The 14,963-nt window shown below is 57.0% G+C and carries 12 protein-coding genes; 3 read left to right on the forward strand and 9 right to left on the reverse strand.

The window, feature by feature from the left end:
- Positions 1-54: 54 nt before the first annotated feature.
- The 6 genes from ACK2JC_RS18730 to ACK2JC_RS18755 all read right to left on the reverse strand — a co-directional run bounded on the left by ACK2JC_RS18730 (position 55) and on the right by ACK2JC_RS18755 (position 6,318).
- A complete protein-coding gene (locus tag ACK2JC_RS18730; RefSeq protein ID WP_320937600.1) occupies positions 55-741 on the reverse strand; it encodes a helix-turn-helix transcriptional regulator in 687 nt (228 codons plus the stop codon).
- 304 nt (positions 742-1,045) lie between these two features.
- Positions 1,046-2,245 (reverse strand): siderophore ABC transporter substrate-binding protein, encoded by a 1,200-nt coding sequence (locus ACK2JC_RS18735; protein ID WP_320937599.1) that lies wholly within the window; start codon positions 2,243-2,245, stop codon positions 1,046-1,048.
- A gap of 41 nt (positions 2,246-2,286) precedes the next feature.
- The gene (locus ACK2JC_RS18740; RefSeq protein ID WP_320937598.1) at positions 2,287-3,039 is read right to left on the reverse strand and encodes an ABC transporter ATP-binding protein; all 753 of its coding nucleotides are present in this window, start codon (positions 3,037-3,039) and stop codon (positions 2,287-2,289) included.
- 3 nt (positions 3,040-3,042) lie between these two features.
- Positions 3,043-4,020, reverse strand: coding sequence for an iron chelate uptake ABC transporter family permease subunit (locus tag ACK2JC_RS18745; protein WP_320937597.1), 978 nt, complete (start codon positions 4,018-4,020; stop codon positions 3,043-3,045).
- Positions 4,017-5,066 (reverse strand): ABC transporter permease, encoded by a 1,050-nt coding sequence (locus ACK2JC_RS18750; protein ID WP_331681267.1) that lies wholly within the window; start codon positions 5,064-5,066, stop codon positions 4,017-4,019. Before ACK2JC_RS18750 ends, ACK2JC_RS18745 begins: the two co-directional genes overlap by 4 nt.
- A 322-nt stretch (positions 5,067-5,388) precedes the next feature.
- On the reverse strand, positions 5,389-6,318 hold the full coding sequence (locus tag ACK2JC_RS18755) for a ketopantoate reductase family protein (RefSeq protein WP_320937596.1): 930 nt from the start codon (positions 6,316-6,318) through the stop codon (positions 5,389-5,391).
- Positions 6,319-6,507: 189 nt separating this feature from the next.
- On the opposite strand from ACK2JC_RS18755, the gene ACK2JC_RS18760 reads away from it, so the two are divergent.
- Positions 6,508-7,380, forward strand: coding sequence for a LysR family transcriptional regulator (locus tag ACK2JC_RS18760; RefSeq protein WP_320937595.1), 873 nt, complete (start codon positions 6,508-6,510; stop codon positions 7,378-7,380).
- A gap of 245 nt (positions 7,381-7,625) precedes the next feature.
- On the forward strand, positions 7,626-9,548 hold the full coding sequence (locus ACK2JC_RS18765; RefSeq protein ID WP_368274854.1) for an FAD-dependent oxidoreductase: 1,923 nt from the start codon (positions 7,626-7,628) through the stop codon (positions 9,546-9,548).
- A 57-nt stretch (positions 9,549-9,605) separates the two neighbouring features.
- Here ACK2JC_RS18765 and ACK2JC_RS18770 read toward each other — a convergent pair whose 3' ends face one another.
- The 3 genes from ACK2JC_RS18770 to ACK2JC_RS18780 form a co-directional block, all read right to left on the reverse strand.
- Positions 9,606-11,060 (reverse strand): GntR family transcriptional regulator, encoded by a 1,455-nt coding sequence (locus ACK2JC_RS18770; protein ID WP_320937593.1) that lies wholly within the window; start codon positions 11,058-11,060, stop codon positions 9,606-9,608.
- Between the two features lie 340 nt (positions 11,061-11,400).
- Positions 11,401-12,882, reverse strand: coding sequence for an ISLre2 family transposase (locus ACK2JC_RS18775; RefSeq protein WP_411337596.1), 1,482 nt, complete (start codon positions 12,880-12,882; stop codon positions 11,401-11,403).
- A gap of 179 nt (positions 12,883-13,061) precedes the next feature.
- Positions 13,062-13,970, reverse strand: coding sequence for a LysR family transcriptional regulator (locus tag ACK2JC_RS18780; protein ID WP_320937633.1), 909 nt, complete (start codon positions 13,968-13,970; stop codon positions 13,062-13,064).
- A gap of 114 nt (positions 13,971-14,084) precedes the next feature.
- Here ACK2JC_RS18780 and ACK2JC_RS18785 point away from each other — a divergent pair, with 114 nt between their 5' ends.
- Positions 14,085-14,951, forward strand: a complete 867-nt coding sequence (locus ACK2JC_RS18785; protein ID WP_320937632.1) for an MBL fold metallo-hydrolase — start codon at positions 14,085-14,087, stop codon at positions 14,949-14,951.
- Positions 14,952-14,963 lie beyond the last annotated feature (12 nt).

Raw genomic sequence — 14,963 nt, forward strand, 5'->3', positions numbered from 1 at the left:
AAGTATTATAACAAAAACAGACGATATCGTCTATATTTATTTTTCAAAGGCGTTTTAGGCGCGGAAACGACGGCTGTCTCGCCATTTCAGGATCGGGCCGGACAGGAGAATCGCCGCCAGGATGAACAGGAGGCGGAAGATGACCAGCACCGGGGTGATCAGGTAATTGGGCGGCCCGTACACCGGGTCCGTGTAGGCGAAGGGGATGGTGGCCAAAAGGATTCCAACGGCCAGGGCCGCAGTGTAGAGCAGTTTTTGCCGGACGGGCACCACGCATTTTCCGCCAATCATCAGAGCGGCCAGCAGCAGGCCGCCGAACAGGGCGATGGTGAGCAGGAGTCCGTCCATTGCTTCCCAGGCGGCGATATAGCGGCGGCGGGTTTCAAATATGGCCATTTTCTCGGGGGACATGGGGCCTTCCGGGATGGCCATGGTGTGATTGACAGCCCACAGCAGGGCCGAGCGGACAAAGGTCAGGGCGGTCAGCAGGATGAAGAGGGACGTAGCGCAGGCTTTTACTCGGCGGACCGCTTTGAGTGTGCGGCTGGTTCCGTAGAGAATGGCGTCCAAATCGGTATTGTACACCTCGCACAGGCGCATCAGCATCTCGATATCCGGCCGTGTGCGCCCGGATTCGTAGCTGGAGAGGGCCTGCCGGGTGAGCCCTATTTTCCCGGCCACCTGTTCCTGGGTCATGCCGCAGTCCAGACGGAGCTGGCGGAGATTTTGATTGATTGTCATATGGTTATCACCTCGTCTCAAGTATAGTAAAGGGGGGCGGAATATGCAAGCAATGATTTGTTGCGCGGGGATTTGGGGGGATTTTTAGAAGGGTGGGGGGAAGGAAAAGGGGGAGGGAGGCTTATTGGGGCAGGGGAGAAAAGGGGGGATTATTGGGAAGGGGCAGGGAGAGTGAGGTTTTTGAGGGGCAGGAAAAGGAAGGCTTATTGGGATAAAATGGCTGCGCGGAAAGGACATTTTCCTGCGCAACCATTTGAGCGTTTGAATGAGTGGTTTAATATGAACGGGGAAGTGATAGGGAAGGCTAAAGCAATCCGTCCTCCAGGTCAGCCAGCATCCGGTCCAGGGCAGTGATGCCGCCCTCCGCGGTGTACCAGGCGGCGGGGTGGGCCAGGTAGATGATCCGTCCGTTTTTGTAGGCGTCCGTGCCCATGACCAGTTCATTTTCCACGATGTCCCGTGCCAGCTTGGCGCCGTCTGTGCCGATGGCGGCGTCGCGGTCGAGAACAAAGACGTAGTCCGGGTTGGTTTTCACGATGAACTCAAAGGAGGCCTCGTTGCCGTGGGTGGAGGTGTCCGCCGCGGCGTCCACGCCGATGTTCTCAAAACCCGCCTCCCGGCTGATCAGGGAGCAGCGGCCGTCGCTGCCCAGCACGTTGAAGCCGCCGCTGGTGCTCATGCCCACGATTGCGGTTTTGCCGGAGGAGAAGGCGGACAGGGCGTTGATCCGGGCGTCGAAGCCTGCCATCAGCGCCTCCACGCGGCTTTCCAGGCCGAATATGGAAGCGATGACGGAAGCGTTTTTGCGGACGCTCTCCACCACACCGGTCTCCGGGTCCGTGGCCAGGTAGACCACCGGCGCGATTTCGCTGAGGGCATCGTAGGAGGAGGCCAGGCGTCCGCCGATGAAAATGACGTCCGGCTCGGAGGCCATCACGGCTTCCAGGTCCGCCTCCTTGATGGTGCCCAGGTTGGCGGTGGAGCCGCCGATGTACTGCTGTAAATAGTCCAGGCTGGTGTCCGCCGTGCCGACCACCCGGTCCCCCAGGCGAAGGGCGTCCAGAATGTCCAGAGAGGCCATGTCGAGGACGGCGAGGCGCTGGGGATTATAGGGGACTTCAAGGGAGATGGGGGATTTGGAGGCGTTTAGGGATTGGATGGTGAGTGTGGCGGGGGAGGTAGATGTTCCGGCCTCAGTACCGGCTCCGGCAGCTGCTCCGGCTTTTGCAGCCGCCCCGGCTCCGGCGCCTGTTCCGGCTTTTGCAGCCGCCCCTGCTCCTGCGCCCGCTCCGGTAATTGCAGAGCCACCAAGCCCTGCGTCTGCACTGGCATCTGCGGAGCCGCCAGCCCCAGCGTCCGCGCCGGTTTCCGCCAAAATCCCGGCCCCGGCAGTAGTTCCATTTTCACTTGCATTTTTTCCACCAACTCCACCAACCCCGCCAGCGCAGGCCGCCAGCCCCGCCGCCGTCATCAATACAGCTGCAGCAAATACCATTTTTCTCATGCTATCTCTCCTTATCGATTATTTTTCATTCCGGGAAACCATCAATAATACACAGACAACGGCTTCCCCGCGATTTCCAGAATCTCAAAATCCACCTTATACAGCTCCGACAGCGTTTCCTTATTAATTACTTCCCGCACCGTGCCGAATTTGGCGATTCTGCCTTCCGCGAACGCGCAGATATAATCCGAATAAAACGCCGCGTAGTTGATTTCGTGGAGTACCAGGATCACCGTCTTGCCCAGCTCGTCGCAGAGGCGGCGCACGGTTTTCATCATGTTGGTGGCGTGGTAAATATCCAGGTTGTTGGTGGGCTCGTCAAGGAGCACGTACTCCGTGTCCTGGGCGATCACCATGGCGATGTAGGCCCGCTGGCGCTGGCCGCCGGAGAGCTCGTCGATAAAACGGTCCTGGAAACCGCCCAGCTCCATGTAGTCCACGGCCTTGTCGATCATGGATTGGTCCTCTTTCGTCAGGCGGCCGCCGGAGTAGGGAAAACGGCCGAAGGCCACCAGCTCCCGGACAGTGAGCTTCATCTGGATGTTGTTGCTCTGGGTCAGAATTGCCAGCCGCTTGGCCAGCTCCCGGTTGTTCCACTTGCCGATGTCCTTGCCGCCGAAGTCCACCATGCCGCTGTCCCGGGCGATCAGCCGGGAAATGATGCCCATGACCGTGGATTTTCCCGCCCCGTTGGGGCCGATCATGGAGATCACCTTGCCCTTGGGGATGTGGAAGGTGACGTCGTCCACCACGGTTTTCCCGTCGTACTGTTTCGAAAGATTTTTAATGATCATAGGTCAGGTCCTCCTGTTGGTCAAAAGCAGGTAGAGGAAATAAAAACCTCCGCCCACGGTGATGAAAACGCTGATGGGAACGGCGTAGCGAAAGACCCGTTCCACCAGAAGCTGCCCGCCCACCAGCACGATCATGCCGAACAGGGCGGAGCCCAGGATCAGTTGGCCGTGGCGGTAGGTCTTTAAAAGCTGGCGGGAGAGATTGGCGATGATCAGCCCCAGAAAGGAGATGGGGCCCACCATGGCGGTGGCCACGGCGATGTAGAGGGTCACGCCCAGCAGCAGGCGCCGGACGCATTTGTCATAGTTCACGCCCAGGTTGACGGCCTGATTTTTGCCCAGGGTGAGCACGTCCAGCAGCCGCAGTTCCCGCCGCAGGGCGAAGGCCACAATGCCCAGCACGGCCAGGGAGAGGAAAATGATCTCGGAGTTGATGTTGTTGAAGCTGGCCACCAGGGTCGCCAGCAGCGCGTCGTATTCATTTGGGTCCATGACCCGGGTCAGGGTGGTCTGGACGCTGGAAAACAGCGAGGTCAGCACCGTCCCGATCAGCAGCACGTAGAGCACGTTGTGCCGAGTTTTCTGAAAGAGATAGCTGTAAATCACTGTGGCGGCCAGCCCCATAAGCGCCAGGTCCACCGCAAATGAGAGGTTGGCGTTTACCGCCAGTAGGCTTCCCGACCCGGCAAAAAATACCACTGCCGTGTGGATCAGGGTGTAGAGCGAGTTCATACCCAGCAGGCAGGGGGTGACGATGGTGTTGTTGATAATGGACTGGAAAACAATGGAAGCTCCGCCGATGGCAAAGGCCGTGATCAGCATGACAAGGAGCTTGGGGGTACGGATTTTCATGGCGTAGTGGAATAGCTTGGCGTTGGAAAAATTCACCTCGAACAGCAGGTAGGCCGCCGCCGCGGCCAGCACCAGGACGGTCAGGACGGCCAGCTTTTGGCGGCGGGCCGTGTCTGCGGCGGTTCTCATGATTCGCCACCTCCTTCCAGCTTCATGGAAACGCCGCAGCCGGATAAGCCGGAGCGGGGAATGGGAACGGCGCGCCGTCCATTTTTCAGGCGGTAGAGCAGCAGGGCGATGAACAAAATGCTGCCCAGCACGCCCACCACCAGCTCGATGGGCAGCTCGTAGGGGGCGATCACCGTCCGCCCCACGATGTCGCAGACCAGCACGAACAATGCGCCGAACAGCGCGGTGTCGGCCAGGGTGCCCCGTATGCGGTCGCCCTTAAACATGGCTACCACGTTGGGTACGATCAGGCCCACGTAGGAGATGGAGCCAACTACGACCACGATGGACGCGGTGATCATGGCGGCGATGCTCAGGCCCATGAACAGCACCAGGTTGTGGGGGATTCCCAGATTCCGGGAAAAGTCCTTGCCAAGGCCTACGATATTGAAGTGGTTGGCGAACACGAAAGCCAGGATCACCAGGGGCACGGTCAAGTAGACGATCTCGTAGCGACCCCGCAGAACCAGGGAAAAGTGGCCCACCAGCCAGGAGGACAGGGCCTGGGTCATTTCATATTTGTAGGCCAGGTAATTGGTCAGGCCGCCGATGACATTTCCAAACATGATGCCCACCAGCGGGACCATGATCACGTCCTTGAACTGGATGCGCTGGATGAACCAGACAAAGATCCAGGTGCCCAGCACGGCGGCCCCGAAGGCGAAGAGGGCCCGGCCCCACAGGGTGGAGTTCGGCAGGAACAGCAGAGCAAACAGGATGCCAAGCTGGGCCGAGGAGATGGTGGCGCCGGTGGTGGGCGAGACGAATTTGTTCATGCAGAGCTGCTGCATGATCAGTCCCGCCACGCTCATGCCCACGCCGGTGCAGAGGATGGCCAGGAGCCGGGGCAGCCGGGAAATGAGAAACACTTCCAGAAGTTCCGGGTCGCCGGTGAGCAGGGCGGCGGGGCGGATATCGATCACCCCCACGAAGAGCGAGAGGACCGAGAGGATGAGCAGGGTTGTGAAAAGAAGCAGGGTGAGGGTAGATGGTTTGATGGTGAACACTCCTTTGCGTTTGAGGTTGTTTTTAAATGGGTTAGGTTAAACTAACTATGTACCAGGGTAGGATAGCATAAGGGGGTGGAAAATGCAAGTGGAATTTGAAAGATTTCCAGAAATTGGATTTAGATGATAGGAAGAAAAGTTTAGCACGGATGGGAAAGGCACAGCGTGGGAAGATGACTTGTACTGGCAGGTGCAGGCTAAAAGGACGATGAAACGGATCAACGCTTTACCTAAAGATACAGAACGGGGACATTACCATGATTAGAGGGCGCGAAAACGCCCTCTTTTTTCGGAATCTCATTGCATTAAGAGGAAATGCTGCCTAGATAATCCCCTCATTCTTCTCCTCCAACACCCGCACCGCATGGTAAAGGAACTCATTGCAGGGCGTAGGAACGCCAGTCTCCTTCCCCAGGCGGATCACCGTCCCGGCGAACATCTCCACCTCAGTTTTCCGCCCGTGCTCAATATCCTGAAGGGTAGAAGGCTTATTGGTATACGGAACCTTTTTCAGATGCTCCAAATGCTTGACCGCGTAATCGTCGTCAATATCAATCCCCTTCTTGTGGGCGATATCGATGACTTCCTTCGCCACCATGAGGCGGAGGGCGTTGGCGTGTTCGCTGGCGCCCCATGCGCCGAAGGGGATTTTGAGCACCGCGCCCACCTGATTTTCGCTGACATTACACACGAATTTCATCCACAGGGCTTTCTCCATATCGGGTTGGATCACCGGCCGGATTCCGGCGCTCTCCAGCAGGCGTTTTACTGCCAGAACCCGCTCGGAAAGTTCCTCATTGTGTTTTTCTCCGAATTCAATGGAGGCCATGGAGGGGTTGAAGGACACCTGGTTCCCGTCCATGACCACGCTCACCCTCGCCAGGGAGTAAAGCACCCGGTCCCAGCCGTAGACCGCGGCCACCCGCTCCTCGCTCTCCACGCCGTTTAAGGGCGACATGATGATGGTGTCCGGGCCGATTTGACGCCGCATATCCTCCAGCGCCTGGGACAGGCCGGTAATCTTGGTGATCACGATCGCCAGATCCGCGTACCCGGTTTCCTCCTCCGGCGCGACCACCCGGAAATGGAAGGGAACCCCGTTGACCACGATGCCGTCCCGCTCCAGGCGCTCCTTTCGCGCCCCGCCCGCCACGATCCGCAGATTCTCACCCAATACCTCATGGAGATTGCTTGCAAGAAAACTTCCAATGGCCCCGAGGCCGATCAGCGCTACGGTTTTAATCTCTCTCATAATAATACCTCGCTTTTCCAGTTTGCTTTAGTTCAGTATAATCATTGGGAAATCCAATGTCAATGCCGCGAACACCGCTTCAAATTCCAAAAAAACAGGACGCCGGACCATTTTTAGTGTACAATAGATAGAAACAGCGCCTGCTAAGGCGCGGGACCGAGGGAAACGGAGAGGATTCGGGAGGGATTCATGAATACAAAGGATTTGAAATGTTTTCAGACCGTGTACGAGGAGGGCAGCATCCATCAGGCCGCCCGCAAACTCTACATCACGCCCCAGGGGCTGAGCAAGAACATCCGGCTCCTGGAAAATGAACTTGGCGTCCAGCTCTTCGAGCGCATGAAAAAAGGCCTGAAACCCACGGAGGGCGCGGATTTCCTGTACCAGAAGGCGGAGCGGATCGTGAGCCAGCTGGAGGAGATCGAGTACGGGCTGCGGCAGCTGGAGCGAAGGGAGATCGTGCTGCGTCTCGGCTGCGCCTGCGGCGTGTTCAACGTGATCCCCTTCCAGCTGATCCTGGATTTCATGGAGCGCCATCCTATGATCCGGGTGGAGTGGTGCGAGTATTCCAACCGGGAGGTGAAGGAGATGTTAAATGCCTCCAGGATCGAGTACGGCTTCACGGTGGGCATGTGCGAGGAGGGGGAGGTGATCCAGCGCAGGCTGGCGACGCGGGAAATTCTGCTTCTGGTCTGGGAGGGACATCCCCTGTATGGATGTGATCAGGTGACCATCGATCTGCTGCGGGACGAGAACCTGATCCTGATGAACGAGAACTTCCATATGTTCCACGATTTCCGCAAAGCCTGCCAGGTCCGCGGATTTCTGCCGAAAATCGCCGCAAAGACGGCGGACGGCCCTTTCCTCTACAAGCTGTGCGCCCAGCGGATCGGCCTGGCGGTGATCCCGGATTTTATGGTGGACGACTTCAAAATGGAGGGCCTGCGGGCCGTTCCATTCGAGGAGGGGCTGACCTGGGAGGTCTACGGCGTGTTCCGGGAGGACAACCGGAATTTCGAGACCATCGCCGCCTTCGACGGGTATCTGAAACAGAATATGTGATGGTGGAAACAAAGAGTTCACAGCTGTCAATCAAGGGTTGATAGTGCGTGGGCTCTTTTTGAAATATAATATTGTTAAATAATAATCAATCTACGGGCGCGAACGGACGGCGGGTTTTTGGGGCGAGGCCAGGGGGAGAGCCCCAGCGGAGAACCCCACCGGCCCCCCCCACCGACCGCCTTCCGCCGGAGCGGAATAGATCATTTCCCTCCGTCTCTGAATGCCCGAAAAAGAGGAGGAATTTTATGAGGTACAAAAACTTATTCACCCCGGTAAAGATCGGTTCCCTCACCATCAAAAACCGCTTTGCCATGGCGCCCATGGGGCCGTTGGGCCTGTCCGATTCCCAGGGGGGCTTCAACCAGCGCGGAATTGATTACTACACCGAGCGCGCCAAGGGCGGCACCGGCCTGATCATCACCGGCGTCACCTTTTCCGACGGCAAGGTGGAGCCCCAGAGCATGCCAAACTGTCCCAACTCCACTTTCAACCCCGTGCATTTTATCCGCACCAGCAAGGAGATGACGGAGCGGGTTCACGCCTACGGCAGCAAAATGTTCCTGATGATGTCCGCCGGTTTCGGCCGTGTGACCATCCCCACCAACCTGGGCGAATTCCCGCCCGTGGCCCCCTCGGCCATCCCCCACCGGTGGCTGGACAAGACCTGCCGCCCCCTGACGAAGGAGGAGATCAAAAGCATCGTGAAATCCTTCGGCGACGGCGCGTACAACGCCAAGCGGGGCGGATTTGACGGCGTGGCCATCCACGCGGTCCACGAGGGTTATCTCTTGGACCAGTTCGCCATCTCCATGTTCAACCAGCGGGACGACGAGTACGGCGGCTCCCTGGAGAACCGCCTGCGCTTTGCAAGGGAAGTGGTGGAGGAGATCAAGGCCCGCTGCGGTCAGGATTTCCCGGTGATCCTGCGTTTCAGCGTGAAGAGCATGATCAAGGACTGGCGGGAAGGCGCGCTGCCGGGCGAGGGATTTGAAGAAAAGGGCCGGGACGTTGAGGAGGGCCTTGAAGCCGCGAAGCTGCTGGTGCAGTACGGCTACGACGCCCTGGACACCGATGTGGGCACCTACGACGCCTGGTGGTGGAACCATCCGCCGATGTACCAGGAAAAAGGCCTCTACCGCCCCTACTGCAAAATGGTCAAAGAGGCCGTGGACGTGCCGGTTCTCTGCGCAGGCCGCATGGACGACCCGGAAATGGCCTCGGCGTCCATCGAGAACGGCGACTGCGACATGATCAGTCTGGGCCGTCCGCTGCTGGCGGACCCGGATTATGTAAATAAGCTGCGGGCCGGCCGGGTCTGTGAGATCCGCCCCTGCATCTCCTGCCAGGAGGGCTGCATGGGCCGCATTCAGGAGTATTCCATGATCAACTGCGCCGTGAATCCCCAGGCGGCCAGGGAGCGGGTCACCGCCTACGAGCCGGTGGTCCGGGATCACAGGCCGGAGCTGTTTGAGAAGGCAGGCCACCTGGGCGGCAACCTGATTCCGGGCGGCGCGCCGGAGTTCAAGGAGGACGACCTGGCATTGGCGAAATGGTACGAAAAGCAGATGGAGCTTCTGAACGTTCCGGTCCGCCTGAACACGGAGGTAACGAAAGAGGATGTGCTGGCGGGCGGATACGACGCGGTGGTGGTGGCCACCGGCTCCGCGCCCAAGGTATTTTCCCTGGGAGACGACGGGAAGGTGTACACAGCGGCCCAGGTGCTGACCGGCGAGAAGGACTGCGGCGATGAAACCGTGGTCATCGGCGGCGGCCTGGTGGGCTGCGAGACGGCTCTGTGGCTGGCGCAGCACGGGAAAAAGGTGACCATCGTGGAGGCCCTCGACAAGCTGCTGGCCGTGAACGGCCCCCTGTGCCACGCCAACAAGGACATGCTGGAGCGCCTGGTGCCCTACCACGGCGTTAAGACCGTGACCTCGGCCAGGGTGACGGGCTACGCGGACGGCGTGCTCACCGCGGTGTGCGGGGATGAGGAAAAACGGATTCCCTGCGACAGCGTGATCCTGGCCGTGGGCTACCGGGAGGAGGACTCCCTGTACCGTGAACTGGAGTTCGAGGTGCCGGAGATTTACCTGCTGGGGGATGCGAAGAAGGTGTCCAACATCATGTATGCGATCTGGGATGCATTTGAGGTGGCGAACCATATTTAAGAAATAGCGGAAACGGGCGGACAGGAAATGGGAACTGTCCGCCCGTTTTCGGTTCGATTAGCGAAAAGGTTCCGGTACCAAAAGACCGGCGGCGCCCTGGACGTCCAATTCTTCAAGACGGACGGCGGCAAAGCGGAATTCACAGAGCAGCATCTGTTCCAAAGCCGCCGCCAGGCGCTTTTTGTCACCTTGTCTCAGGCCTTCCAGGAGAGAATTGATATAGGGAAGGTAAAATGCGTTGATCTGCTCCCGGGAACCGTGCAGGCTGCGCAGCGGGTATCCCCAGATCAGGATCCGAAGCAGCTGGCGGTAGATTTCCCTCACCGCCCGGATTGGTGAAAAATGGGGAATGACTTCAAGCGAGTCAAACACCACCGACTCATACCTCCCGTTTTCTTTCAGCGCCAGCAGACGATTCCGCCACCACTGGATGGCCATGGCATCCATGGCGTCCAGGGTGATTTCCAGGCTTGCGCCGCAGGTCAGCGCCAGGATTTGCAGGCTCTGGGCAAAGTCCAGCAGCCGTTTTTGGATGACCGGCTGGGATAAATCACAATTTTGGCTGCTGTCCGCTGGACTCAGCGCCTGTGTGCCGACTCCGTTGATGGAGCGGGTGGCGCCAAGATGGCCCAGCAGCGTCAGGGTGCGCCGTACCGTGGTGACGGAGACCTGCTTTTCTTCCCCTATTTTGGATGGGGAGGGGAGAAAATGTTCCGGTTGGTAACGGCCCAGGTAGATATCATTCAGCAAGTCCAGCGCCAGGGAATAGCAGCGCTGGGAGGATTTCTCATAGGCGTCCCAGTGGAAGGAAATGGGGTTTCCCACCGGTTCACAGGTGATATGGTCCGCGTAAAACCGGCGGATGGCCTGGCTGAGCTGCTCCTGATAGGACGCCACCGTCTGCCACAGCCCGTTCCAGTCCTTCCGGCGGCAGAGACCGATTATCTCCAACAGAGGACCGTCGCCTTTCTCAAAGGCGGCCATATTCTCCGGCAGACTCAAAAAAGGGGCCTGATAGAACAGGAACGTCTGCCAGACAAGCCTCAGCAGCAGGTCGTTGTTTAACGCCCCGTAAATCAGACGGACGTGCCGGACCATAACATACGGGGGAAGGGTTTCCGGTTGGAGGCAGAGGCGCTCCAACTCGTCAAGCCGCTCTGGCCCGGCATGCTTCAGGGCGAACCACTGGGCGTGGCGGAACAGCGGGTCAAGAGACCGGCAAAGATCGGTCACCGCATCCTTACGCAGGGCGAAAAACGTCTGAATGTGCTCCTCTAACTCCGACTCCTGAAACCGCACGGCCACGGCTGCTCCGGCCTTTTTGGTCAGGGTGATGTAGCCGTCCCGTTTCAGCTGAAGATAGGCGGATCGGACCGTATCAAGGGAAACGGAAAGCCACCTGGCGGTCTCCTCCATTTTCGGCAGCGGGTCTCCAAACCGGTAAGTGCCAAACTCGATCTGCGCTGCCAGCAAACTGTACACAATCTGATGCAATTCTGATCTGTTTTTCAACCGTCATCCCTCCCTGCTTCATTACTGCAGCACAAGCGCCTGCGCCTTCTTTTGTAACATTATCATAACATGTTTAGAAGGCGGTTGCCAGCTGTTTGACCGGATCCGATAGCGTCACTTTACTTTCGGAAACAAAAGGATAGAATTCACCCATATGGCAGAACTTAGATTTGTTCTTTCTAGGTTATCATATCTTGCCCATTTTTTCTACCGCCTCTTTTCTGCTTTTTGATTTTACGTTCAGCAAACACACAACTCAAGGGTTCCTTTCAGCTTTCTGCCCTTGACTTGTGTGTTTGCTTCCCTGTACGATTGTAGTCAGGCAGAAAAAAGCCGCATTCTAGGCGCCCAGTTCCTGGTTAATCCATACGCGCATCCATTTCATACTATGCTGCTCAAGTCCGGGGAGACGCCCCCGGAGACGCTCCTGATATCTCCATCCGGCCTGCTTTTTACACACCTCCTTTTTCATCTCTATTTCTTCCTCCGACAGCGGCTTCTCTCTCCGGCGTTCTTTCTGATATGCCAGAAGATCTATGATTTTACCACCATTTTTCGTATATGCCCGTAGCCCTGACATCCGGCCACACCCCTGCTCGCTCCAGCCCATCGGACGGCTGCTCATCCTCGCGCTTAGCACATGACTCACCTGGCCTTCCGCACAGCATTTCCAGTTGGCCCCTGCCTCTTCCGTCCGGATCTGAATCCCGTCCCATTGGTTCAGAAAATAGCCAAGGGCACCCTCTACATCCCGATACTTCCCGCCTTCCTCTGTTACCTTCAGTATTTCAGAATAGACCTTCTGCAGCCGTTTTTTGTAGCGGCCGTTCAAGCATTCCCAAATCTCACTCTTTACTTCTTGCGCGCTGTCCAGCAGATGGGATACGGAGATATTCACATATTTCATCATATGGAACTTGTCCAGCACAAACCTCCCCTTCCCCAGCACTTCACAGCCCGCGCGAATCCAGCCAGCACCGTCTCCTGCTATGTAAACGCATTTCAGGTATTCGGTATCATAATAGGTGTCTATATAGTCCCTTACCTCCTCCCATAACCTTTTGTTTGCTTCCTGTCCCTTGTAGATACCGCAGAAGTAGTGTTTCCCGGTTAGTTTGTGTCTTGGGCTCTTTGAGGTTTCCCCAGCCTCATCTACCACATCCTCATACAGGCAGATGAGTTTCGGCATGATGGTGTTGATCTTATTCCCGCGGCTGTCCTTCCCCAGGTCCCCCTTTTGGTTCCAGAACTGGGCCGCCACATGGTCCTCGTCCGCTACGATATGCAGGTATTCCAACCGCTTCTTTTCTGCCGGTGGTGCGACAGGGAGCTGGGCCTCTGTGTCATGAACCAGACGTTTTACAGTCTGTTTACTGACCTGCCCCATAAGGGGGATGGTCTGACCTCCCTTAGCGTAACTGGTCTGTACCGCCTCTTCCAGAATGCATGCGGCTGCCCCAAGCGTGATCCTCTGATGTCCTTCAATCCCAAGGATTTCATCCAGGAGGTAGACGAATTTCCCGGTTTTCTTATCCCTGTAGCCAGTCCTGCGGAACCGGATCGGTCCCAGGATATTCAACAGTTCCTTCGATTCATTGCGCTGTTCAATGTTCCATTTTTTCTTTCGTATCAGACTTTCTCTAATCTCATCATCTATTTTTTCATACAGTTCTGCAATCAGCCTGGCCCCGAGCCCCAGCATCCGGTCATGGATATCCTGTGACAGGTCATGAGGCTCTTTATTACCTTTCAGCATGGCCGCTACGAGATTTTCAATTTCCTTGATGTCATTTTCGATAAAATGTAGTATACTATTATACATAGAAAGCACCGTCCTTTGTTGTGATCGTTTTTCGCAAATCCAATCATACCACAAAGCGGTGCTTTCTTTTTTTGTTTTTATTAGTTTACATAATTTCCCATCAACTAATTACCCGAAAGTAATGTTACGCTATTACCGGATCCAATTTTGGGAAATGCTGGAAACATGCGAGTGGGGGATCAATCGTAGGAATTTTTTACCAGCCGGATCAACTCGTCCAGCGCGCCGGACGGCACGGTCTGGCTTTTTGTGATGGCGGTAAAATGCCACTGGATTCCACGGTCGTCGTCAAAGGACAGGTAACGCAGGCCCTGACCGTCCTGGGGCAGGGGCATGGACGGGGCGATGGTGATGCCGATTCCGCGCCGCACTGCAGAGTAAATGTACTGCAGCGATGCGATCTCCAGCACGGTATTCGGGGTGAGGTGGTAGTGGTCGAAGAGCATCCGCACATACTGGCCCGTATTCATGCGGATGTCCGACATGATAAATGGGAATCCGGCCCAGTCAGACATGGACACATAGGGGTAGGAGTACCCCTCCCTGGGCCGGGCCTTTTCAAGCAAGGGATGGCCATCCGGCACCACCAGCACCATCTCCTCCCTGGCGATATCTGTGTACCGGAGGTAGGGCCGCTCCGTCGAGTTGCTGGCGAACACGATGTCCAGCTCGTCGTTCTCCATCTGCTCCAGAAGCTGGGCTTTGGGGCCAAGGCACAGCGTAAAGCAGGCCTGTGGATAGCGCCGGGTCATTTCCCCCAGAATCCGGTCGATAAAAAACTCGCCCCGGCCCGCGGAGGTGCCGATGCGCACGGAGCCGCGGCTTTTGTCCCGCAGGGATTTCACATTTTTGTTCATCTGGTTGTTGAGCTCAATGATCCGCCGGGCCTTTTCCACGCAGGCCTGTCCAGCGGGGGTCGGGATCATTTTCTTGCCAACCCGGTAGAACAGGGGCGTGTCAAATTCCGCCTCGATCTTTTTCAGGAATTTTGTCAGGGTGGGCTGGGAGAGGTAGAGACGGGCGGCGGCCTTGGAAATACTCTCCTGGGCCGCGATCTCCGCGATGTACTCGAAATCCTTGATATTCACGGCAGGTTCTCCTTTTTATGATTACTTTTAGCTATTATATCATGGTAATAATGAATTTGAATTATAGATAGGTCTATTTTATAATAAACGTGAGGAAAAGGAAAGGAGATTGCAATGGATTTAGAAAAATATAAAAAAAGCTATCAGGAAATCGAGGCGTTCCAGCAGACCAAAAACCTGGACTATTACGCGCACCCGGCAAGGTATTATGTGAAACCCTTTAAAATTGTGGGAAATGTCTACTATATCGGGGACTCCAAGGTCTGCTCCCACCTGATCGACACGGGGGACGGGCTGATCATGTTCGACAGCGGCTTCCAGCACTCCGTCCATTTGCTGGTGCAGGCGGTCTGGGAGGCGGGCTTCAACCCGGCGGACATTAAATATCTGATCCATTCCCACGAGCACTTTGACCACATCGGGGCGGCGGACGAGTTCCGGGACCTCTACGGCTGCAAGCTGGTTATCAGCCGGGCTGGGGCGGACGTCATGCGGGAGCGGCCGGAGCTGGTCTACCTGAAGGCAAGCCCGAACCCCTACGCCACGCTGTTTACGCCGGATCTGGAGCTGGAGGATGGCCAGGTGCTGACGCTGGGAAATACCAGCATCCGCTGCGTGCTGACGCCGGGGCATTCTCCGGGGGTCATGAGCTTTTTCTTCGACACCTGCGAGGACGGGCGGACCTACCATGTGGGGTATTTCGGCGGAGCCGGGTTCAACACGCTGTACCGGGAAAAGCTGCTGGCGGACAAGCTTCCCCTCACCATGCGGGAAACGTTCCTGGAATCCCTGCAGAAGGTACGGGAATACCCGGTGGACGTGGTGCTGGGAAACCATCCGCGACAGAACGAGACGCTGGCCAAGCGGGAGCAGATGCTGCGGCAGCCGGGAACCAACCCGTTCGTGGACCCGGGAGAATGGAAACGGTTTGTGGACGAGCTGACGGGACAGTTCAAAGAATTTATGGAAGCGGGAAATTAGACAAGGGATAAA

This window comes from Enterocloster lavalensis (assembly GCF_046603895.1).
In the GTDB taxonomy this organism is placed as follows: Bacteria; Bacillota; Clostridia; order Lachnospirales; family Lachnospiraceae; genus Enterocloster; species Enterocloster lavalensis.

Bases quoted from the DNA above. Each gene is read 5' to 3' on its own strand.
- ACK2JC_RS18730 (WP_320937600.1), bottom strand. From the start codon at position 741: ATGACAATCAATCAAAATCTCCGCCAGCTCCGTCTGGACTGCGGCATG.
- ACK2JC_RS18735 (WP_320937599.1), bottom strand. From the start codon at position 2,245: ATGAGAAAAATGGTATTTGCTGCAGCTGTATTGATGACGGCGGCGGGG.
- ACK2JC_RS18740 (WP_320937598.1), bottom strand. From the start codon at position 3,039: ATGATCATTAAAAATCTTTCGAAACAGTACGACGGGAAAACCGTGGTG.
- ACK2JC_RS18745 (WP_320937597.1), bottom strand. From the start codon at position 4,020: ATGAGAACCGCCGCAGACACGGCCCGCCGCCAAAAGCTGGCCGTCCTG.
- ACK2JC_RS18755 (WP_320937596.1), bottom strand. From the start codon at position 6,318: ATGAGAGAGATTAAAACCGTAGCGCTGATCGGCCTCGGGGCCATTGGA.
- ACK2JC_RS18760 (WP_320937595.1), top strand. From the start codon at position 6,508: ATGAATACAAAGGATTTGAAATGTTTTCAGACCGTGTACGAGGAGGGC.
- ACK2JC_RS18765 (WP_368274854.1), top strand. From the start codon at position 7,626: ATGAGGTACAAAAACTTATTCACCCCGGTAAAGATCGGTTCCCTCACC.
- ACK2JC_RS18775 (WP_411337596.1), bottom strand. From the start codon at position 12,882: ATGTATAATAGTATACTACATTTTATCGAAAATGACATCAAGGAAATT.
- ACK2JC_RS18785 (WP_320937632.1), top strand. From the start codon at position 14,085: ATGGATTTAGAAAAATATAAAAAAAGCTATCAGGAAATCGAGGCGTTC.